The organism is Silvania confinis (assembly GCF_025564085.1).
Lineage (GTDB): Bacteria > Pseudomonadota > Gammaproteobacteria > Enterobacterales > Enterobacteriaceae > Enterobacter > Enterobacter confinis.
This window is the reverse complement of sequence record NZ_JAMGZJ010000072.1, coordinates 193,092-214,195: the sequence shown is the minus strand read 5'-3', so window position 1 is coordinate 214,195 and position 21,104 is coordinate 193,092. Positions and strand designations below refer to the sequence as shown.

19 protein-coding genes are annotated in these 21,104 nt (G+C 56.0%); 7 read left to right on the top strand and 12 right to left on the bottom strand.

Features of this window, described 5'->3' with window-relative positions; translation table 11 throughout:
- Positions 1-322 precede the first annotated feature (322 nt).
- From yqaB to M8013_RS08815, 7 genes are all read left to right on the top strand, one after another.
- A complete protein-coding gene (yqaB, locus tag M8013_RS08845; RefSeq protein WP_271267419.1) occupies positions 323-889 on the top strand; it encodes a fructose-1-phosphate/6-phosphogluconate phosphatase in 567 nt (188 codons plus the stop codon).
- On the top strand, positions 886-1,314 hold the full coding sequence (locus M8013_RS08840; protein ID WP_271267418.1) for a YqaA family protein: 429 nt from the start codon (positions 886-888) through the stop codon (positions 1,312-1,314). The genes yqaB and M8013_RS08840 overlap by 4 nt, the downstream gene beginning before the upstream one ends.
- Before the next feature lie 71 nt (positions 1,315-1,385).
- Positions 1,386-2,930, top strand: coding sequence for a glutamate--cysteine ligase (gshA, locus tag M8013_RS08835; protein WP_271267417.1), 1,545 nt, complete (start codon positions 1,386-1,388; stop codon positions 2,928-2,930).
- 152 nt (positions 2,931-3,082) lie between these two features.
- Entirely contained in the window at positions 3,083-3,598 is a 516-nt protein-coding gene (gene luxS / locus M8013_RS08830; protein WP_271267416.1) for an S-ribosylhomocysteine lyase, read from the top strand.
- Positions 3,599-3,859: 261 nt separating this feature from the next.
- Entirely contained in the window at positions 3,860-4,228 is a 369-nt protein-coding gene (locus M8013_RS08825; RefSeq protein WP_271267415.1) for a hypothetical protein, read from the top strand.
- Positions 4,229-4,419: 191 nt separating this feature from the next.
- Positions 4,420-6,324 (top strand): FKBP-type peptidyl-prolyl cis-trans isomerase N-terminal domain-containing protein, encoded by a 1,905-nt coding sequence (locus tag M8013_RS08820; RefSeq protein WP_271267414.1) that lies wholly within the window; start codon positions 4,420-4,422, stop codon positions 6,322-6,324.
- Positions 6,308-6,595 carry an FKBP-type peptidyl-prolyl cis-trans isomerase gene (locus M8013_RS08815; protein ID WP_271267413.1) on the top strand — a complete coding sequence of 96 codons (288 nt, stop codon included), beginning with the start codon at positions 6,308-6,310 and terminating at the stop codon, positions 6,593-6,595. The genes M8013_RS08820 and M8013_RS08815 overlap by 17 nt, the downstream gene beginning before the upstream one ends.
- 59 nt (positions 6,596-6,654) lie before the next feature.
- On the opposite strand, the gene emrB is transcribed toward M8013_RS08815, so the two are convergent.
- The 12 genes from emrB to hypB form a co-directional block, all read right to left on the bottom strand.
- Positions 6,655-8,202, bottom strand: coding sequence for a multidrug efflux MFS transporter permease subunit EmrB (emrB, locus tag M8013_RS08810; protein WP_271267412.1), 1,548 nt, complete (start codon positions 8,200-8,202; stop codon positions 6,655-6,657).
- 16 nt (positions 8,203-8,218) lie between these two features.
- Positions 8,219-9,391 carry a multidrug efflux MFS transporter periplasmic adaptor subunit EmrA gene (gene emrA / locus M8013_RS08805; RefSeq protein ID WP_271267411.1) on the bottom strand — a complete coding sequence of 391 codons (1,173 nt, stop codon included), beginning with the start codon at positions 9,389-9,391 and terminating at the stop codon, positions 8,219-8,221.
- Positions 9,392-9,518: 127 nt separating this feature from the next.
- Positions 9,519-10,049 (bottom strand): transcriptional repressor MprA, encoded by a 531-nt coding sequence (mprA, locus tag M8013_RS08800; RefSeq protein WP_271267410.1) that lies wholly within the window; start codon positions 10,047-10,049, stop codon positions 9,519-9,521.
- A gap of 311 nt (positions 10,050-10,360) precedes the next feature.
- On the bottom strand, positions 10,361-11,545 hold the full coding sequence (locus M8013_RS08795; RefSeq protein ID WP_271267409.1) for an MFS transporter: 1,185 nt from the start codon (positions 11,543-11,545) through the stop codon (positions 10,361-10,363).
- A gap of 559 nt (positions 11,546-12,104) precedes the next feature.
- Positions 12,105-13,100 carry a glycine betaine/L-proline ABC transporter substrate-binding protein ProX gene (gene proX, locus M8013_RS08790; RefSeq protein WP_271267408.1) on the bottom strand — a complete coding sequence of 332 codons (996 nt, stop codon included), beginning with the start codon at positions 13,098-13,100 and terminating at the stop codon, positions 12,105-12,107.
- Positions 13,101-13,109: 9 nt separating this feature from the next.
- Positions 13,110-14,180 (bottom strand): glycine betaine/L-proline ABC transporter permease ProW, encoded by a 1,071-nt coding sequence (gene proW, locus M8013_RS08785; RefSeq protein ID WP_271267407.1) that lies wholly within the window; start codon positions 14,178-14,180, stop codon positions 13,110-13,112.
- Complete coding sequence (gene proV / locus M8013_RS08780; protein WP_271267406.1) at positions 14,173-15,375, bottom strand: glycine betaine/L-proline ABC transporter ATP-binding protein ProV; 1,203 nt, start codon at positions 15,373-15,375, stop codon at positions 14,173-14,175. The genes proW and proV overlap by 8 nt, the downstream gene beginning before the upstream one ends.
- 339 nt (positions 15,376-15,714) lie before the next feature.
- Entirely contained in the window at positions 15,715-17,802 is a 2,088-nt protein-coding gene (gene flhA, locus M8013_RS08775; protein ID WP_271267405.1) for a formate hydrogenlyase transcriptional activator FlhA, read from the bottom strand.
- Positions 17,803-17,832: 30 nt separating this feature from the next.
- Entirely contained in the window at positions 17,833-18,843 is a 1,011-nt protein-coding gene (gene hypE / locus M8013_RS08770; protein WP_271267404.1) for a hydrogenase expression/formation protein HypE, read from the bottom strand.
- Entirely contained in the window at positions 18,840-19,961 is a 1,122-nt protein-coding gene (gene hypD, locus M8013_RS08765; protein WP_271267403.1) for a hydrogenase formation protein HypD, read from the bottom strand. The genes hypE and hypD overlap by 4 nt, the downstream gene beginning before the upstream one ends.
- Positions 19,961-20,239, bottom strand: a complete 279-nt coding sequence (locus M8013_RS08760; protein WP_271267402.1) for a HypC/HybG/HupF family hydrogenase formation chaperone — start codon at positions 20,237-20,239, stop codon at positions 19,961-19,963. The genes hypD and M8013_RS08760 overlap by 1 nt, the downstream gene beginning before the upstream one ends.
- Complete coding sequence (gene hypB / locus M8013_RS08755; RefSeq protein WP_271267401.1) at positions 20,230-21,102, bottom strand: hydrogenase nickel incorporation protein HypB; 873 nt, start codon at positions 21,100-21,102, stop codon at positions 20,230-20,232. Before hypB ends, M8013_RS08760 begins: the two co-directional genes overlap by 10 nt.
- Positions 21,103-21,104: the final 2 nt, after the last annotated feature.

Genomic DNA, 21,104 nt, shown 5'->3' with positions numbered 1-21,104 from the left:
TCCGTAGCTCAGCTGGATAGAGTACTCGGCTACGAACCGAGCGGTCGGAGGTTCGAATCCTCCCGGATGCACCATATTCTCCGAGATAGCAGCCAGACTGTTGTTTCATGGTCGGCGAGATAATCGCGAGCACCAGGTAGGATAACGTTGCTTTAGCAACGGCCCGTAGGACAAGGCGCAGCCGAGTAATCCTCCCGGATGCACCCTCTTCTCCCTCTCTGTTTATTCCTTCGACGTTCCGTCAGCAATCATTCTCTCTGTCAGCGACAAAACCCCTTGTTTACGATAAAGTAACGTTTTGTAATCCTTCTGCGAGAGCACGATGTACGCACAGTATGACGGTCTGATCTTCGATATGGATGGCACCCTCCTCGACACCGAACCAACGCACCGCAAAGCCTGGGATGATGTTCTTGGCCGCTACGGTCTGCGTTTTGATTTAGAGGCGATGGTGGCACTTAACGGCTCGCCAACCTGGCGTATTGCGCAGGCGGTCATTGAGCTGAACCAGGCCGATCTCGACCCACACATGCTGGCGCGCGAAAAAACAGATGCGGTGAAAGCAATGCTGCTGGATACCGTGCAACCGTTACCGCTGATCGAGGTTGTTAAAACCTGGCACGGTCGTCGTCCGATGTCGGTGGGTACGGGCAGCGAAAGCGCCATTGCTGAAGCCCTGCTCAACCACCTGGGCCTGCGTCATTACTTCTCTGCAGTCGTTGCTGCCGATCATGTAACACATCATAAACCTGCCCCTGACACCTTCCTGCTGTGTGCCGAGCGAATGGGCGTCGTGCCTGCAAAATGCGTGGTATTTGAAGATGCCGATTTTGGTATTCAGGCCGCGCTTGCTGCAGGAATGGCTGCCGTGGACGTCCGCTTACTGTGAGTGACGCGCTGTCACTCGCCTCATTATTCGCCAGCAGTTTTTTAAGCGCCACGCTTCTACCCGGTAATTCCGAAGTTGTGCTGGTTGCTATGCTGTTATCAGGCCTCAGTCAGCCCTGGTTGTTGGTAGTAATAGCAACAATGGGTAATAGCTTTGGAGGGCTGACTAACGTTATTCTTGGGCGATTCTTTCCGTTACGCAAAACATCGCGGTGGCAGGAAAAGGCAGCGGGCTGGCTAAAACGCTATGGCGCTGCCACGCTTTTATTAAGCTGGATGCCTGTAATAGGTGATTTACTGTGTCTGCTGGCGGGATGGATGCGCATCTCCTGGGGACCCGTGTTGTTTTTTTTATGCCTTGGCAAGGCGTTGCGCTATGTTCTTGTGGCGGTTGTGACTTTGCAGGGTATGACGTGGTGGCACTAATTGGACTGTTTATGGCCTTGAACCATGACAATTATGCTAAATAAAATGATTTTGACAGGCGGGAGGTCGAATTGATCCCGGACGTATCACAGGCACTGGCCTGGCTGGAAAAGCACCCTCAGGCTCTGAAGGGTATTCAGCGTGGTCTTGAACGCGAAACGCTGCGCGTTAACGCGGATGGCAGTCTTGCAACGACGGGCCACCCACAGGCGTTGGGTTCGGCGCTAACACATAAATGGATCACCACTGATTTCGCCGAAGCGCTGCTGGAGTTCATTACGCCGGTAGACGGTGATATTGACCATATGCTGACGATTATGCGCGACGTTCACCGCTACAGCGCCCGCAATCTGGGTGACGAGCGGATGTGGCCATTGAGCATGCCGTGCTATATCGACCAGGGTCAGGACATCGAGCTGGCGCAGTACGGCACGTCAAATATTGGTCGTCTGAAAACGCTATATCGCGAAGGATTAAAAAATCGCTATGGCGCACTGATGCAGACGATTTCTGGCGTGCACTACAACTTTTCTCTGCCAATGGCATTCTGGCAGGCGAAATGTGGCGAGACGGATAAAGAAGCGATCTCTGCGGGCTACTTCCGCCTGATCCGCAACTACTATCGCTTTGGCTGGGTCATTCCGTATCTGTTCGGCGCGTCACCGGCGATTTGCTCCTCTTTCCTGCAGGGCAAACCCACTACGCTGCCGTTTGAGAAAACCGACTGCGGGATGTATTACCTGCCGTACGCAACCTCTCTGCGCCTCAGCGATCTGGGTTATACCAATAAATCGCAAAGCAATCTCGGAATTACGTTTAACGACTTGCATGAGTATGTGGCAGGATTGAAGCGGGCGATCAAAACCCCGTCGGAAGAGTACGAAAAGATCGGTCTCGAAAAAGACGGTAAGCGCCTGCAAATCAACAGTAACGTTCTGCAGATTGAGAACGAGCTGTACGCGCCGATCCGCCCGAAACGTGTTACGCGCAGCGGCGAAACACCGTCTGATGCGCTGCAACGCGGCGGTATCGAATACATCGAAGTGCGTTCGCTCGATATCAACCCGTTCTCGCCGATTGGCGTGGACGAGCAGCAGGTGCGCTTCCTCGACCTGTTTATGGTCTGGTGCGTGTTGGCAGATGCGCCTGAGATGAGTTCAGACGAATTGCTGTGTACCCGCACTAACTGGAATCGCGTGATTCTGGAAGGGCGCAAACCCGGCCTGACGTTGGGCATTGGCTGCGAAACCGCCCAGTTCCCGCTGGCGAAAGTAGGTAAAGATCTGTTCCGCGATCTTAAGCGCGTCGCCCAGACGATGGACAGCGTTTACGGTGGTGAGGAATATCAGAAAGTCTGCGACCAACTGGTTGAAAGCTTTGATAATCCTGAACTGACGTTCTCGGCGCGTATCCTGCGTTCGATGATTGATCAGGGGATTGGCGGTACCGGTCGTTCACTGGCAGCGCAGTATCGCGATATGCTGCAGCAAGAGCCGCTGGAAATTATCAGCGAAGCAGATTTTGCCGCTGAACGTGAAGCCTCGATGGCGCGTCAGCGTGAGATTGAAGCGGCGGATACCGAGTCGTTTGCCGCGTTTCTGGCGAAACAGGGCTGACAGAAAAGAAAAAGGCCACATCGCTGTGGCCAAAATAACATCTCTGAAGAACAGGGATGATGATAACAAATGCGCGTCTTTCATATACTCAGAGTCGCGTTGGTCAGAAGAGTTCAGTTTATTTTAAAAAAAATCACTTTCGGAGGTGACGTATGCCGTTATTAGATAGCTTTACTGTCGACCATACCCGTATGGAAGCACCTGCTGTACGTGTTGCGAAGACCATGCATACCCCGCACGGCGACACGATCACCGTTTTCGACCTGCGTTTTTGCATACCGAATAAAGAAGTGATGCCGGAGCGCGGCATTCACACTCTGGAGCACCTGTTCGCCGGTTTCATGCGCGATCACCTCAACGGCAATGGCGTTGAGATTATCGATATCTCCCCGATGGGCTGCCGTACCGGCTTCTACATGAGCCTGATCGGTGAGCCGCAGGAAGCGCGCGTGGCAGATGCCTGGAAAGCTGCGATGGCCGACGTGCTGAAAGTGAAAGAGCAGAACCAGATCCCGGAGCTCAACGTTTACCAGTGCGGCACCTACGAGATGCATTCTCTGGAAGAGGCGCAAGAGATTGCCCGTCATATCCTTGAGCGTGATGTCCGTGTGAACAGCAACGAAGAGCTGGCGCTGCCGAAAGACAAGCTGCAGGAACTGCACATCTAGTCGATCACCCGGCCCTCAGTAATGAGCGCGCCGGGTGTATTTAATTACCGTTGTAATTAGTTTCTTTATACATTCCTAAAAAATCTTCTCTCGTTGTGCATCCTTTTCTTTGTGTCTATTATTGCTGCCAACATATGGTAGTTATTTATATATATCACAGCTGTGAATAATGACTTTTACACTTATTCTCCGTGGCTATATTGTTGCGGTAATAATAGTTTTGTTCATATTCATGGAGTGAATGATGATTCAGAGGGATTTATGAAAATTTATTTTACTGGCACCGCTATTCTTTTTTCTGCACTTTTGCTTTCTGCATGCAGTACAACCACCCCCACCACGCCAATCGCCAAGGCACCTGCCGAGCGTAAGCAGGAGGTACAGTGCTATCAGGAGTTTTCAGCGCTGCAAAAGCTTGACCCGGCTGCGTATGAGTCTTACCGCAAGCAGTTCGATAATATTAATAAGAACTATAAGATTTATGAGGCAAATAAATCTCTTGTGGATGACAACGCTTCAGAGGTCATGCTGACGGAAATTAATAAAAAACTGTCATTGGTTTGCGTCAGGATCCGTAGCACCGTTTATTCCAATATGATGAACCGCGCGAATGAAATGAATAAACTATGAATAAATATTTTAGTGCAGCACTTTGCTGCGGATTATTACTGTCGACAGGGAAGTCGTTTTCTGCAGGAACAGGTTTACTGGAACAGCTGAATAAAGAAAATATTATCGGCAATGATTCAGTAAATCCTTTTATTGCACCTGAAGTTACACCCTCCCTCTCTCACACATCATCACCGTCATCGCCGCCGGTAATGCAAAAAGCGAAACCTGCGCGCGCGTCAGACATCTCTTCCCGTCAGGTTGCATCGAAAGATGCCCTGCGCCTTGCTATGGCCCAGGATAAGGTGACTCACCTGACCGGCGAATTACACAAGGCTAATGAGAAAATAACTGTTCTCAGCCAGGAGCTGGACAGCGTTCAACATCAAAAAGTAGCCCTGGAGCAAGCGGCAGCAGCGGCAAAGCAGAACGATGCCGGACTGAATGACCAGCGGGAAACGATTAAAAAGCCGCTACCGGCGACCAGCGCGCAGAACGTCGCGCTGGAAAGCCTGATTGCAACGCTGAAAATAACCGCCAGCGATACCAAAGAAAAGAATGCTGATTTATCAGCCCAGTTAAAAGATGCAATGGCGCGCCGCGATGAACTGAACAAGCAGCTTACCGATATTCAGAAGCAGAAAAAATCGCTCGAAGAACAGCTTGTGGTATTGAAGTCCTCTGGCACTGGCGAGCAGCAAAAAAGCGCGCAAATGGCTGAGCAGCTCAGTAAGGCGAACGAGCAAAGCACCGCGCTTCTGAAAGAGCTGGCTGAACTCAAACTGCAGAAAAAAGATCAAGAGCAGCAGCTGGCTACCCTGATGACCAGCAGCACAGGCGACAAAAAGCAAAGCGCCGAGCTAACCATGCAGCTGAACAAAGCCAGCGCCCGCAGCGATGAACTGAGCAAGCAACTTGTTGATCTGCAGGGCCAGAAGAAGAATCTCGACGATCAACTGACCGCGCTGAAAGCCAGCAGCGGCGATAACCAGCAAAAAAGCGCGCAAATGGCTGAGCAGCTCAGTAAGGCGAACGAGCAAAGCACCGCGCTTCTGAAAGAGCTGGCTGAACTCAAACTGCAGAAAAAAGATCAAGAGCAGCAGCTGGCTACCTTGATGACCAGCAGCACGGGCGACAAGAAGCAAAGCGCTGAGCTGACCGCACAGCTGAGCAAAGCCACCGCCCGCAGCGATGAACTGAGCAAGCAGCTTGCCGATTTACAGAGGCAAAAGAAGACCCTCGACGATCAGCTGACCGCGCTGAAAAGCAACAGCACCGGCGATAAGAAAAAAAACATCGAACTAACTGAGCAACTTAACAAAACCACGGCTCAGGCCGCTGCCGTTGCTCATCAGCTTGCAGAGATGAAACAGGCTTCCGTCGCGGTTGATAAGCAACTTGCTGAGCTCAAAAAGCAGAAACAGGATGCGGAAACGGCTCTCAAAAACGAGCAGTTGAAACGGGAGATCATTGTCACGCAGCTTGAGGATGCGAAGACCATTATTGCCTCACAGCAGGCGCTGCAGAAAACGGTTGTGGATAACGTGCCGTCAGACAAGGCAAATGAGGCGAGTTCCGACGTTGCCAGCCTGAAAAAACAGCTGGAAGCGGCGAAGGCTGAAAACGCCACACTGACGCAGAAAAGCCAGCAACAGGACAACGCTATGCAGGAGTTGACCCTCGCAAATCAGAAGATTGCGGCTGACTTTGCTGCGCTTCAGGCTAAGCCCGCAGACAGCGCTGCAGCACCGGCGGTGAAAGGGGTTAAGCTCGACGCCTCAGCGGCGAAAGATACGCGCACCAGCTACGCTGTCGGCACATGGTATGGCGATAACGCTACGCGCGAAAAAGAGAAGATGACCAGTCTCGGTAAGAAGCTTGATCTCACCGCCTTTATGCAGGGCTTTAACGACAAGGTGAATAACAAGGTCCAGCTGACGCCTGACAAAATCTCCAGCGAGCTGATTGATCTCGATAAGATGCAGAAGAAGCAGTTTGTCGCGACGCAAAGCAAAAATGAAAAGCAGAGCAAAGCGATCATGACTAAAGCGGCGAATGAGAAGGGGGGCCAAAAGGCTGCCAGATGGCGCGGTTTACAGAGTGATTCAGCAAGGTGAAGCTCCGCTGATCAACGGCCGGAATGAGATCATTACCGAGATCGACGAAGTGCTTGGCACCGGTAAGGTGATGTCCAGTAAAGAGGTTCGTGCCAGCCAGGTCAAAGATTTGCCGCCGTTGTTCCAGACGGTAGTCAAAAAGCTGGGGCTGGGTGGGGAGGCAAAAATGCATATACCGGCGAAGCAGGCGTACGGTGATGCGGGCGTTCCTGGCTTTGTGCCACCAGGCACGGTCTCGATCATTACGATTAAAATTATCGGCATCAAGTAACTCAAAGCATAAAAAAACGGATCTGCATGCAGATCCGTTTTTTATTGTCGCCAGGCGGCTTAGTGCGCGCCACCGCCTTTGCTACCCGCTCCAAACGGCGGCCTGGCGAACCATATCAGCCCCAGCAACACGATGAACACGCCAGCCGATACCCAGAAGATCTCGTTGGCTGAGATAATCAGCCCCTGAGCGGTGATCTGCTGGGCAATCCATCCTGATGCCTGCTGCTGCGACATGCCCAGATCCTGCAGCTTGCCGTACATCTCCTGCGCCTGTGGATTAAACACATTCACCGATTCAGTCAGCTGCGCATGGTGCAACGACTCCCGGTTGGTCCACATGGTGGTGGTCATCGAGGTGCCGATGGAGCCCGCCAGAGTACGCATAAAGTTCGACAGACTGGATGCCGCCGCCATCCGTTCGGGCGGCAGACCGGAGAGCGTAATGGTGGTCAGTGGCATAAAGAAGCACGCTACGGCGAAGCCCTGAATAAACTGTGGCCACGCGGAGGCACCAAAGTCCATTCCCGGCTCAAACGTATACGCACGCCAGTAGAAGCACACCGCATACATAATGAAGCTGAAAGTCACCAACCGACGCATATCGAGTTTATGGGCAAAGCGTCCGATAATCGGCGACAGCAGCACCGGGATAATCCCAACCGGCGCCGACGCCAGCCCCGCCCAGGTTGCGGTATAGCCGTATACCTCCTGCAATAGCTGTGGCAGCAGCACAATGGCGCCAAAGTAAAGCATGTAGGCGAGGCTGATACACAAACAGCCGATGGTAAAGTTGCGTGACTTAAAGAGCGACAGATCGACTATCGGGTTATCGTCAGTCAGCTCCCAGACAATCAGGAAGCTGATTGCCACCACCGCCACCACGGTCAGGACGATGATCTCCTGCGAGGCAAACCAGTCCAGCTCTTTGCCGCGGTCGAGCATGACCTGCAGACTACCAATGCCCAGAACCAGCAGCGCCAGCCCCACGCCATCGATGCGTCGTTGCTCGGTGCGGGTTTCACGCCCACGCAATGACTGCAGGGTCAGCATCACCACCACCGCACCAATCGGCACGTTGATAAAGAAGATCCAACCCCAGTGGTAGTTATCGCTGATATAGCCGCCCAGAATCGGACCGCAGATCGGCGCAACAATCACCGTCATCGACCACAGTGCCAGCGCTATAGAACGCTTGGCGGGCGGGTAGTTGTTCAGCAGCAAACTTTGCGACAGCGGGATCAGCGGTCCGGCGACAATCCCCTGAATCACGCGGAAGAAGATCAGCATCGTGAGGCTGTTAGACATCCCGCACGCCCAGGAGGCGATAACAAAGGCGATGGTCGACCACAGGAACAGCTTCACTTCCCCGACGCGCTTCGCCAGCCAGCCGGTGATCGGGATGGAGATAGCATTCGCTACCCCAAACGAGGTGATCACCCATGTCCCCTGGCTCAGGGATGAGCCAAGGTTCCCGGCGATGGTCGGGATTGCCACGTTCGCGATGGTGGAGTCCAGCACCTGCATGAAGGTCGCCAGCGACAGCGCAATGGTCATGATAACCAGCTGCGCGCCTTCCAACGGTTTTTGCGGTTTTTGCTGTTGCATAACGCTCACCTTCGGATTAACCGGCGTTAGCCTTCACGATATCAACGATCAGCTTATTCACAGGCTCAAGGCTGATTTCGCGGGCATTACTTTCATAAGCCGGATTGGTACGCACCTGATTTGCCAGCATCTGGCCGTCGCGGTTAGCGGTATCAACCGTCACCAGCGTTGACAGACCAATACGCAGTGGATGGTCGGCCAGCTGTTTCTCATCCAGCTCGATACGGACCGGCAGACGCTGAACCACTTTGATCCAGTTGCCGGTGGCGTTTTGCGCGGGTAGCAGTGAGAAGGCGCTACCGGTGCCCATATCCAGACCAACCACTTTACCGGTGTATTTCACGTCATCGCCATAAATATCGCTGACCACGGTTGCCGACTGGCCGATACGCATATGCGCCAGCTGGGTCTCTTTAAAGTTGGCGTCAATCCACAGGTTTGTGGCGGGCACCACCGCCATCAGCGGCGTTGAGGTACTGATCTGCGATCCCGGCTGCACGGCACGGCGTGAGACGTAGCCGGTCATCGGGCTGACGATTTTGGTTCGCTCCAGCGCCAGCCAGGCGTTGCGCACTTCGGTCGCGGCCTGTTTCACTGCCGGTTGCTGATCGAGCGTAGTATTCAGCACCATCGCCTGGTTGGCGTTGAATTGCTGAATCGCGACGTCGAGCTGGGCCTGAGCACTGGCGACCGCATCACGGGCGTGCTGCAGTTCTTCGCGGCCAATCAGGTTGGCGCTGCCGAGCGGTACGCGGCGATTAAAGTCGCTTTGTGCCTGAGCCAGAGCCGTTTTTTGCACGTCAATGCTGGCCTGCAGTTGCTTGCTGTTGATCATCTGCTGACGCGTCTGACGCACACTTGAGGCCAGTTCGGTCTGCGCTTTTTCAAACGCCTGCTGGGCATCCGTTGGATCCAGCGTTACCAGCACGTCACCTTTCTGCACAAAGTCGGTGTTATCAGCCCAGACTTTCGTCACGCTGCCCGACACCTGCGCCATAATCTGAACCTGGTTCCCTGCCACGTACGCATCATCCGTTTCTTCCGCATGACGCAGTACTAAAAACCAATAGATCCCATATGCCACGGCAATAATAATAAAGAGCAAGGTCAGTACGAGAAGGGCGCGCTTGCGTTTGCCTTTCTTGTTAGCTGGTTGCTGCGGGGTGATGTTCTCCGCATTTGCGCTCATGTTTTTCTCCACGATCTTATTTTTCACATCGGCTGAGCCGACCTGTTATCAGAAAGGCCAGCAGAATGACCTGCTGGCCTGTCGGTTATCTTTATTATAAATCAGGATTGTAGAGCGGGTCGTCGCGTTAGCGCAGCGCCTCAAGGACGGCGCCATCTTCATCCATCTGATCAAGACGGGTGAGCAGCTTGCGCGTGATCTGCTCGAGCTGTTCTTTCTCGGTACCACTCAGAGAAGACCAGAGTTGGTGCAGACAATGATGCTGAGGGGGAAGCACCTCACGCAGGAAATCGTGACCTTTGTCGGTCAGTTGCAGATGCAGACAGCGACGGTCGTTGTCGCTCTCACGGCGTTCAATCCAGCCGCGTTTTTCCAGTTCATCGGCAATACGGGTCGCGTTGGTACGGGATGAACCCAGCGCGCAGCTTAACTCAGATGGCTGAATACTGTGATTTTCCTGAGACTCCAGCGTAATCAACGCCATAAATAACGTCTCGTTAATCCCTTGAGCTTTCAGCATCTTATTGCGATTTTCCAGCAGCTTACCCTGCATGTGCATGCAGAGACGCGTTAACAGGATTTCCTGATACGGGAAATCGGCGTAGCGACTGGCGCGGAATTTAAGCATTTGTTCAATGGGCGTAAACGAACTATCCATTTGGGCATAACCTCATTAATTACAGCCGATATAGTAACGACAGTGACAAATAATGTAAATGAATTATTTGAGCGGTAAAAATCCGTCAGACAAATTTCACTGTCATCAAGTGCCGGGTAGATCCGTGACCCGGTCAGCACAGAAGGGAGGGGATTACACTGGCAATACGGGGATTTACCCTCAGAAATTAATGATCCATGCGGTTTTTTAATAAATTACCCACATAAAAATTCCTGATGTAAATGATTGAGTCACCTTAACAGACTGAGGGGCGTCTTTACACCCTAAGACGCCCCAAACGAATGTAAACCTTAGTGAATGGCCTGCTGGAGATGATAGCCGCGCCACCAGACCAGCAGATTCAGAACCGCCATCACTGCGCCTGCAAGACAGACGCCAGTCCAGCCGGCATGTTGCCACGCCGAGGCTGAAATCAGGGAACCGGCGGCCCCGCCGATAAAGTAGCTGGTCATGTACCCGGCGGTGAGACGGTTACGCGCATCCGGCTTCACGCGGTAAATCACGGTCTGGTTGGTGATATGCACCCCCTGAACGGTGAGATCGAGCACCAGGATCCCGACAATCAGCGCCAGCACCGAAACGTGCCCGTACCAAATCGCCGCCCACGAGAGCAGCAGCAGCACCAGGCCGGCAGTGGTGGTGAGATGCGATTTCCCCTTATCCGCCAGGCCACCTGCCGGTCGTGCGCCCAGCGCACCCGCCGCGCCCGCCAGGCCAAACAGGCCAATCATCGCTTCGGAATAGTTAAACGGCGGGGAGGCGAGCAGGAAGGCCATTGAGGTCCAGAGGATGCTGAAGTTGGCGAAGGTAAAACAGCCCAGCAGCGCGCGGGTGCGCAGCAGTTTATCGTGGGTGAACAGGCTAAAGACCGAACCGAGAAGCTGCGGGTAATTGAGGTTATTTTCCTGCTTCACTTTCGGCAATCCGCGCCACAGGGCCAGCGCCATAAACACCATCAGCACCGAGGCCACCCAGTACACGGTGCGCCAGCCACCGATGCCTGCCAGCAGTCCCGAGACGGTACGGGCCAGCAAAATCCCCAGCAGCAGGCCGCTCATAATGGTGCCTACCACCTTTCCGCGCTTATCCGGCGAGGCGAGCGTTGCGGCGAGCGGGACCAGAATCTGCGCCACGACCGAGAACAAACCGGTCAGCGCCGTGCCGAAGATCATCATCGACAGCGACTGGCTGGAGGCGGTGATCAACATCCCGCCTGCGGCCAGCAGGGTCATGGAGACAATCATCGCCCGGCGTTCGAACATATCGCCGAGCGGAACGAGGAACAGCAGGCCCACGGCATACCCGAGCTGGGCGGCGGTGACGATAAACCCGGCGGAACTGGCCGAGAGTGAGAAATTGCGGGCGATGGTTTCGAGCAGCGGCTGCGCGTAGTAGTTACTGGCGACGGCCAGACCGGTAGCGACTGACATCAGCAGGATCAGTGCAGGGCTAAGCCCTTGATTGGGTTTTGTCATTAGGTTTTGAAATCATTAGTTGAGTGATTATTTTATCGGAAACCATAATAACGGATGCAGGGAGGCGAGGGGAGTTTTGTGATGATGGATCGTGCGGTTTGATGCCCTCTGACTCTCCTTCCCCCACAGGATTGAGGGATCCTCAGTAATTTTCTTGTCCTTAACGCAATGGAGTAATGACAGAATAATAAAAGACTTACAGCAGCTGCCTGGTCCGGCTGTAAATCGCCGAAGCGTTTCCGGAAGGCCGGGGCGAGGCGCAGGGATGCGCCGAGAGGGCGTGACCTACATGGATGTAGGATCGCGCCCGACCCGAAGCCTGGAGGAATAAGCTGAGGGTACCGCGTAGCGGCGATTTTCGTGCCGGGAGCCCGGGTAGCCAGGGCGGTGGCGATTGAGCCGCCCTGGCACGTTCACCGGTGATGCGACTGACAGAGAAGCACAGAACATAAAGTGAACGGAACCACCACTGGTGCCGCATGCTCCCCCTCACCCCAACCCTCTCCCTGAATGGAGAGGGAGCCGACCGTGCCAATTCACAAGGGCAGGAGGAAAAGGCTTACTTCTGCGCGGCCAGCGCCTCGTTCACCCAGCCATCAAACTGCTGCTGGTGGGCTTTGATCCAGCCGTCAACGTGACCCTGCACGTCCGCTTCAGACGATTTGCCCGCATGCATCATTGCGTTCTGCGCATTGATATCCGCCAACGGCAGTTTCATCAGTGAGAACAGCTTCGCCGCCGCCGGGTTTTTCTCAGCCCAGGCTTTGTTCGCCACGATATGCATGGTGTTCACCGGGAAACCGTAGTTCATGCCGTTAGGCAGCTTGGTGTCGATTCCTTTCTGCTCACCTGGCAGCGAAGAGAACGGCACCTGCAGCCAGACCACATCTTTACCCGGTTTCATTACGTCGCTCACCCAGTACGGCGTCCAGGTGTAGTAAATAATCGGCTTGCCTTCTTTAAAGCGGGCGATGGTATCGGCCATCATCGCGGAGTAGTTGCCGTGGCTGACGGAGACGGTTTTCGCCAGGTCGAAGGCCTCGTTCTGGTGATTAATCACCGCTTCACAGCCCCAGCCCGGCGAGCAGCCCATCATGTCGGCTTTGCCGTCACCGTTGGTGTCGAACAGTTTGGCGATCTTCGGATCTTTCAGCTGTTCAATATTGGTGATGTGATACTGGTCGGCGGTTTTCTTGTCGATCAGATAACCCTGCGCGGCACCGGTGACAAACGTCCCTTCGCGATAAAACTTCTTATCGCCGCCCGCTGCGGTATACATATCGTCATGCAATGGCTGCCAGTTCACCGCCGTGAAGGTGGCGTCGCCCGCAGCAATCGAGGTGTAACCCACGTTGTAATCCACTTCGCTCGGCTTACTGACCGTGTAGCCCAGCTTCTCCAGCGCCCGGCTTACCAGCCCGGTCTGGAATGACTCTTCGGAAATGGTGCTCTGAACCGGTTGAACGGTAATGCCTTTGCCGGGCAGGTCAGCCGCAAATGCGCTACCAGAGACAAGGGTGGCAAACGCTGTGGCAAAAAGAATGTTATGTCGCATCGTTGTTCCTTATTTTACGAAAGGTCGGGTGAGTAACCCGATTGGGCCGGTGTTGAACCAGCGACGGTTGCCGCGACTGCGCGAGTCACGACCGACGGCCTGCGTCAGGCGGTCAAGAATAATGGCGAGGATCACGATCCCCACGCCGCCCACGGTTGCCAGTCCCATATCGAGACGGCCAATTCCGCGCAGCACCATTTGGCCGAGACCGCCAACGGCGATCATCGAGGCGATCACTACCATCGACAGCGCCAGCATCAGCGTCTGGTTAACCCCTGCCATAATGGTGGGCATCGCCAGCGGCAGCTGGACTTTGAACAGCATCTGGCGCGGGCTGGCACCAAACGAGCGCGAGGCTTCGATCAGATCGGCCGGTACCTGGTTAATCCCCAGAATGGTCAGACGCACAATTGGCGGCAGGGCGAAGATAATCGTCACCACCACGCCCGGCACGTTACCGATACCGAATAGCATGACAATCGGCACCAGATAGACAAACGCGGGTGTAGTCTGCATCGCATCCAGCAAGGGCCGGATGATCTTCGCGGCGCGTGGACTTCGCGCCAGCCAGATCCCCATCGGCAGGCCAATCGCCACGCAGAACAGCAGGGCGGTTAACACCAGCGCCAGGGTGATCATTGCCTGCGACCAGGCACCAATCGCGCCAATCGCAATCAGCGAGATAAGCGTAGCGATCCCCATTCCTGCGCTGCCAAACTGCCAGGCAATCAGCGAGAAAATCACAATCGCGACCGGCGCAGGCATCCCCAGCATCAGCTGCTGGAAGCCGTTCAGGATATAATCCACCGGCACGCGAATGCCCTGGAACAGCGGACGGAAGTGGGTCACCACCCAGTCGATGCCCTCGGTCACCCAGCTGTCGAGAGGGATCAGCGTTTTATGGAACGGATCCATGATATTGAAGTGTTCGGGTGCCGGCGCAGGCGCGCTGGTCAGCCAGTCGGCAGCGCCGCCACCGTCGGTAGGGGCCGCAGCCGGGGCAGCGCCCCACGCGTCAGCAGATTGTGCCGCGCTGTCCGCCGCCTCGGTGGTTCCCCACGGGTTAGATTGATCAGCCATTGTTTGTCCCCTCGCGATCTAAAGCCTGCAGCAACATGCGTTTTGAAATGATACCGACGTACTGTTGTTCTTCTCCGACGACCGGTACCGCGCACGGTGCCTGGCCTACGTGGGAGAGCAGTTCGCTGAGCGGCGTTTCGGCGTCCACGGCAAGCGGGACGTCAATCAGCGCCATATCGATGCCCTGATTTTCGCTGAGTGCGGTTTTCAGTGAATCGATAGAGACCACGCCGACAAATTTATTGCCGCGTTCAATCACATAGCCGTATTCGCGATCTTCATCCTGAAGTAATTTCAGCGCCGAGCGCGGGCCAAAGCCGGGGGTGCGACGAATAATGCCGTTCGGCGTGCGGCGGGCAATATCTTTGGCGCTAAAGACCTGGCTAATATCCACGCCACGGAAGAAGGTACGCACATAGTCGTTAGCCGGATTATTCAGTATTTCATCCGGGGTCCCGACCTGCACCACTTCACCGTTTTGCATAATGGCAATTCGGTCGCCAATACGCATCGCTTCATCCAGATCGTGGGAAATAAAGACCACGGTGCGCTGATGTTTTGCCTGCAGTTTTACCAGCTCATCCTGCATCTCGGTACGAATTAACGGATCGAGTGCCGAGAAGGCCTCATCCATTAATAGAATGTCGGGGTTGATGGCTAATGCGCGGGCCAGGCCAACGCGCTGGCGCATACCGCCGGAGAGTTCATCCGGGTAAGCGTGGGCGTAATTTTCCAGCCCCACCTGACGCAGCGCATCCAGCGCTTTTTCCTGGCGTTCAGCAGTCGGGATGCCCGCTAATTCCATGCCAAATGCCGCGTTATTTAATACCGTTAAATGCGGCATTAGGGCAAATGACTGGAAGACCATCGCGATCTTCTTTCTGCGCACCTCGCGGAGTTCGGCGTCGGATATTTTGGCGATATCAACGCCATCAATCAGTACCTGTCCACGGGTGGGTTCAATCAGGCGATTGAGAAGGCGAACCATAGTGGATTTACCCGAACCGGATAACCCCATGATGACAAAAATCTCGCCTTCTTCAATGGCCAGACTGGCGTCTTTAACGCCAAGCGACAGCCCGGTTTTTTCCAGGATTTGTTCTTTTGAAAGTCCTTTTTCAATATATTTGAAAGCTCTCTGCGGATGCTCGCCAAATACTTTATAGAGATTCTTCACTTCTAATTTAATTGCCATGCAATAGAGAATGTCCTGTTATTTGTTTATGTCGATATCAATACCAATGAAATAATTAACCGGTCATACCCTAACATACTCAGAATCTGAGACAACCCTCGATTGGCTTGTGGCATGAATTTTGCCGCAGGCGATCTGGCTGAATTTCCCATGAGATAAGGGCTGAGCGCCGATTCAATTTTTCTTCGGAAATATCTTATTGTGCGGGCAATTCAGACAGGAATAACGGCAATGCTGGCGAATATGACAGGCGAATGACAGCGGTGATGGTGGGGAAATATCCCGCCGAAATCAGGGGAATATATTCCCTGTCTGCGTGTGATATTCCCCGGCATTTTCTTACGTCAGGGCGTTCTTATCGATCCCGAGGCGTTTCATGCGCGACAGCAGCGTGGTGCGCTTCAGGCCCAGCCGATTGGCCGCGCCTTTTGGCCCGGCAATCACCCCGTTGGTCTCTTTCAGGACCCGCATAATGTGTTGATATTCCTCCTCGCCTTCGCGGATCTCGCTGACGGCGGTTTCCGCTGCAGACGCGCTCGCATAGCGCGGGAAATCAATATCCGGCAGTGACAGCTGGAGCACATTGCCGCGGGTTAACAGCACCGCGCGCTCAATCACATTTTCCAGCTCGCGCACGTTGCCTGGCCACTCCATTTTACTGAGCTGGCGCAGGGTCTCCGCCGGAATACTGTCGATCTGGCGTCCCAGCCGGTGGGCGATTTTAAAGGTGAACGACTTCACCAGCAGGGGAATATCTTCCGGGCGTTCGCGCAGCGGCGGCAGGAATATCGGGAACACGTTGAGGCGATAATATAGATCGCTGCGGAATTCACGATCGGCGACCATTTGCGTTAAGTCGCGGTTAGTCGCGGCAATCAGGCGCACGTCGGTGTGAATAATGCGATTGCTGCCAAGCCGCTCAAACTCCTGCTCCTGCAACACGCGCAGCAGCTTTGGCTGCAGTTCAACCGGCATATCGCCCACTTCATCGAGGAACAGCGTGCTTTTATCCGCCAGCTCAAAGCGGCCAATGCGCTGGGCGCTGGCCCCGGTAAAGGCCCCGCGCTCGTGGCCGAACAGGTCGCTTTCCAGCAGACCGGCAGGCATTGCCGCGCAGTTCATCTTCACCATCCGCCGGTCGCGGCGTCCGCTCAGGTTATGAATGGCGCGGGCAATCAGCTCCTTCCCGGTGCCGGTCTCACCCAGGATCAGCACCGTGCTGTTGCTCTGGGCGACCATCTCCACCTGCTTCATCACCGTCATCATCGGCGAACTGCGGCCAATAATTTCGCCAAAATCGGTGGCCACGTTGTTGATCTGCTCGGTGAGGGCGAGGTTTTCGTCAATCAGCCGCTCCTTGAGGTGGCTGATCTCGCGGTAGGTGAGGGCGTTATCCACCGCAATGGCGATGCGTTCGGCAATCTGGTTCAGCAGTTTGACGTTGGCGGCGGTAAATACCTGGGCCTTGCACTGGGCCAGCTTCAGGGTGCCGAGCACCCGGTTGCGGTAGATCAGCGGGAACAGGCACAGGGTCTGATCCTGCTCGCCCCACATATCAAACAGCATTCTCTCGTACGGGGCGTGCTGATCCCGGTGATGCAGGTTCAGCATCAGCATCTTCTGGTCGCGCATGACTTTTTCGGAGAGGGTGCCTTTTTCGTCCACTTCGCTCTGATCGTGCAGCGGGGCGTTTTCATCCAGATAGTGGGTGGAATAGACGATCAACTTCCCTTTGCGGTCGCTGCGCAGCACCATGCTGATGGAATCAATGCCGAAGTTGTGCTGAATTTCCCGCGAGACTTCCGTTACCAGCTCATCCAGATCGAGCTTAGACAGCACGGCGTTGGTGATGGCGACCAGCAGGCGAAAATCGTTGCGCTCGCGGCACAGTAAATCGTAGCTGTCGCTGTTGTTCTGCCGGGCCTGAATCTGCTCGACGGCGAGGCCGACCGCCTGAGTCAGCGTCTGCAGGCGCGAAAAGTCGTTATCGCTCCATGGCGTATCCTGGCTGCGCAGGAACTCGCAGCCGCCGAAGATCCGCCCGTCGGCGGCCAGCGGCGTCAGGCAGTAGTGGGCAAACGGCGGATAGCACGCCAGCCCGGCCAGCGCGGGCCAGGTCTCGCGGAAGGTATCGGCCTTGCAGTGCAGTACGTCCGGGCGCGACAACATCCGGCGAAAGGGGCCGTTGGCCAGCAGGGGCTCATCTTCACAGCGGATATCCCGTTGCTGATCGTCGCTGCCGTACAGATACACGCGGCGCGGTTCGGGCTGCCAGAGCAAAATATTGACGCGCTCGGCAAGATTTATCTGCCGCACATGCTGGGTCAGCACCTGCGCCAGCGCGCAGAGATCGGACTGTTGCAGCAGAGTACGGGTTATATCGAACAAGCCTTGATCAATGGGATCGTTCGTCGGTGTATACGACATGCGTGATATCCAGAATATGAGAGTCGACGGTCAGCAAATACGCGGCAGCGGTTCGGCATGGGGCAAATTCAGCGTGCGCTTCACGCCGTACAGTCCGGTGAGGCGCACCCCTTTGCGCTCAACCACCTCGCCGATAATCGCCGCATGCTGGCCTAACGGCTGCTGGTGTAATAAGGCTAGCACCTGTTGCGCCGCGTTGCGCTCGACAACGATCGCCAGCTTACCTTCGTTAGCGAAGTTGAGCGGATCCAGCCCCAGCAGTTCACAGGCACCGCGCACCGCGGGTTTCACCGGCAGCGCGCCTTCCTGCAGCTCAATGCCGCAGCCGCTGCTGGCGGCAAATTCGTGGGCCACGGCATTCACGCCGCCGCGCGTAGCGTCGCGCAGGGCTTTTACGCCGGGCACGTCGCGCAGGGCCTGAATCAGCGGGGTCAGCACCGCGCAGTCGCTTTGCAGATCGCCTTCAAGCCCTAAGCCTTCGCGCAGGTTGAGGATCGTCGCGCCGTGATCGCCCAGGGTGCCGCTGACCAGCAGCACATCGCCGACTGCAATCTGGCGCATTCCCCAGTTTACTCCGCCGGGAATAGAACCGATACCGGCGGTATTAATAAACACTTTGTCCGCCGCACCGCGCGGTACCACTTTGGTATCACCGGTGACAATGGTGATGCCTGCGGCCGTCGCCGTGGCGGCCATACTGGTGATGATCCGCTCCAGCGTCGCCATCTCCAGCCCCTCTTCCAGAATAAAGCCGCAGGAGAGCCAGCGCGGGATCGCCCCGCTGACCGCCACGTCGTTGGCGGTGCCGCATACTGCCAGCTTGCCGATGTCGCCGCCGGGGAAGAAAATCGGATCAATCACGTAGCTGTCGGTGGAAAAGGCCAGCCGGTCGCCGTGGGCGGTGAGTTCATGCAGCGGAATACGGGCCTGGTCTTCCTGCTCGTTCAGCAGCGGGTTGGCAAACGCGCGCATAAAAAGCTCGCCGATCAGCTGCTGCATCGCCTGGCCGCCACTGCCGTGGGCGAGGGTTATCTGTTTCAACTTTCACACTCCTGAGAACGGTACTGATACCAGGCGCTACACGCCCCTTCCGATGACACCATCAGCGCGCCAAAGGCGCTTTGCGGGGTGCATTTATTGCCAAACAGCGGACACTGGGCCGGTTTGCAGCGCCCGGTCAGCACCGATCCACAGCGCGCCTCGGGGTCATCGCAAATATCCTGCGCCTGCGGCTTAAAGTGACGCTCGGCGTCAAACTGGCGGTAAGCGTCGGTCAGATGCACGCCGGAGTGCGCAATCACCCCCAGCCCGCGCCATTCGCTGTCGCCTTCAATGCCAAACACCTCTGCCATCGCCGCCTGCGCCACGGCGTTGCCCGCTTCCGGCACGATGCGGCGATACTGATTTTCAACCCGACTGACGCCGTCGATCTTCTGCTCCACCAGCATCAACACTCCCTGCAGCAGATCCACCGGTTCAAACCCGGCCACCGCCAGCGGACGCTGGTGATCGGCGGCGATAAAATCGTAGGCGTGGGTGCCAATCACCATGCTGACGTGCCCCGGTGCCAGAAACGCGTCGATGCCGTTTTCCGGCTGTTCGAGCAGGCTTTTCAGCACCGGGATCAGCGTAATGTGCTGACAAAAAAAGAAGAAATTGGGCACCGCAGCGGCTTTCGCCTGGCGCAGGGTCAGGGCGGTGGCGGGCATGGTGGTCTCAAACCCCAGCCCGAAGAACACCACCTTACGATCCGGGTTCTGCTGAGCCAGCTTCAGCGCATCGGCGGGGGAGTAAATCACCCGCACGTCCGCGCCGCGCATCCGGGCATCCAGCAGCGAGCCGTTTTTACCCGGCACGCGCATCGCGTCGCCAAAGGTACAGAAGATCACCTCCGGGTGGCGGGCGATCTCGATGCAGGTATCGATCCGCCCCATCGGCAGGACGCACACCGGACAGCCGGGGCCGTGAATAAACTCGATGTTGTCGGGCAGGAGCTGATCGAGGCCGAACTTAAAAATGGCGTGGGTGTGGCCGCCGCACACCTCCATGATCCGCAGCGGGCGCGCAGCGGTCCAGGCTAACAGCCCGGCGCGCGCTTTCAGCCTCTCAATCAGCTGCATCACCTTCTGCGGATCGCGGTACTCATCAACAAAGCGCATTAGCGATGCTCCTCGCCAAACAGCAGCGAACCCACGTCGGGCTCGACGTCGAACATGTTCTGCAGGGCGGCCAGGGTGTCCAGCGCCTCTTCTTCATCGATGACGCTCATCGCAAAGCCCACGTGGACCAGCACCCATTGGCCGAGGCGGCTGTTGCCCGCCTCGTCGTTGATGCCAACCAGGGTCAAATCGACATCGCGCAGGATGCCGCAGACATCCACCTGCGCCTGCATGCCGTCGTGGATGGCACTAATTTTACCGGGAACGCCTATGCACATCGCTGCGTCTCCAGCCAGTCAAGCCAGGCGTCCATGCCGTCGCCGCGGGTGGCGGAGACCAGCAGGATGGTGATGTCCGGGTTCACCTCCCGGGCGGCGGCGAGGCATTTCTCGACGTCAAAGGTCAGGTACGGCAGCAGATCGACCTTGTTCAGCAGCATGATCGAGGCAGCGGCGAACATATGTGGATATTTCAGCGGTTTATCCTCGCCTTCGGTGACCGACAGCACCGCCACCTTATGACGCTCGCCCAGGTCAAAGCTGGCCGGGCAGACCAGGTTACCGACGTTTTCGATAAACATAATCCCGCCGTCGTCCAGCGGCAGGCGCTGCATTGCGGCGTGGATCATCTGCGCGTCAAGGTGGCAGCCTTTGCCGGTATTGACCTGAATCGCCGGGGTGCCAGTGGCGCGAATACGTTCCGCGTCGTTCACCGTCTGCTGATCGCCTTCGATCACCGCGCAGGGAACCCGCTGCTGCAGGCGTTTTAAGGTTTCCGTCAGCAGGGTGGTTTTACCGGAGCCAGGGCTGGAGACCAGATTCAGCGCCAGCTGTTTTTTACCGCTGAACAGCTCGCGGTTGCGCCGGGCCAGCTGATTGTTCTTGCCCAGCACGTCCATCTCTATTTCGACCATTTTGCGCTGGGTCAGGCCCGGCGCGTGGGTGCCCGCTTCGCCGTGGCCATAATCCAGCTGGCCTGCGCTCGCCTCGACAGGGGCAAACGGCGTGGCGTCAATGCGCGTGACGCGCAGCGCCGGGCGTGGGGCAGGGGAGAACGGGGCGCTGCGAAAAGCAGAGTGAGGATTATGCTCATCGCCTTCTATATATAAGTTGCCCTGGTCGCAACCGCAGGTGGTACACATGG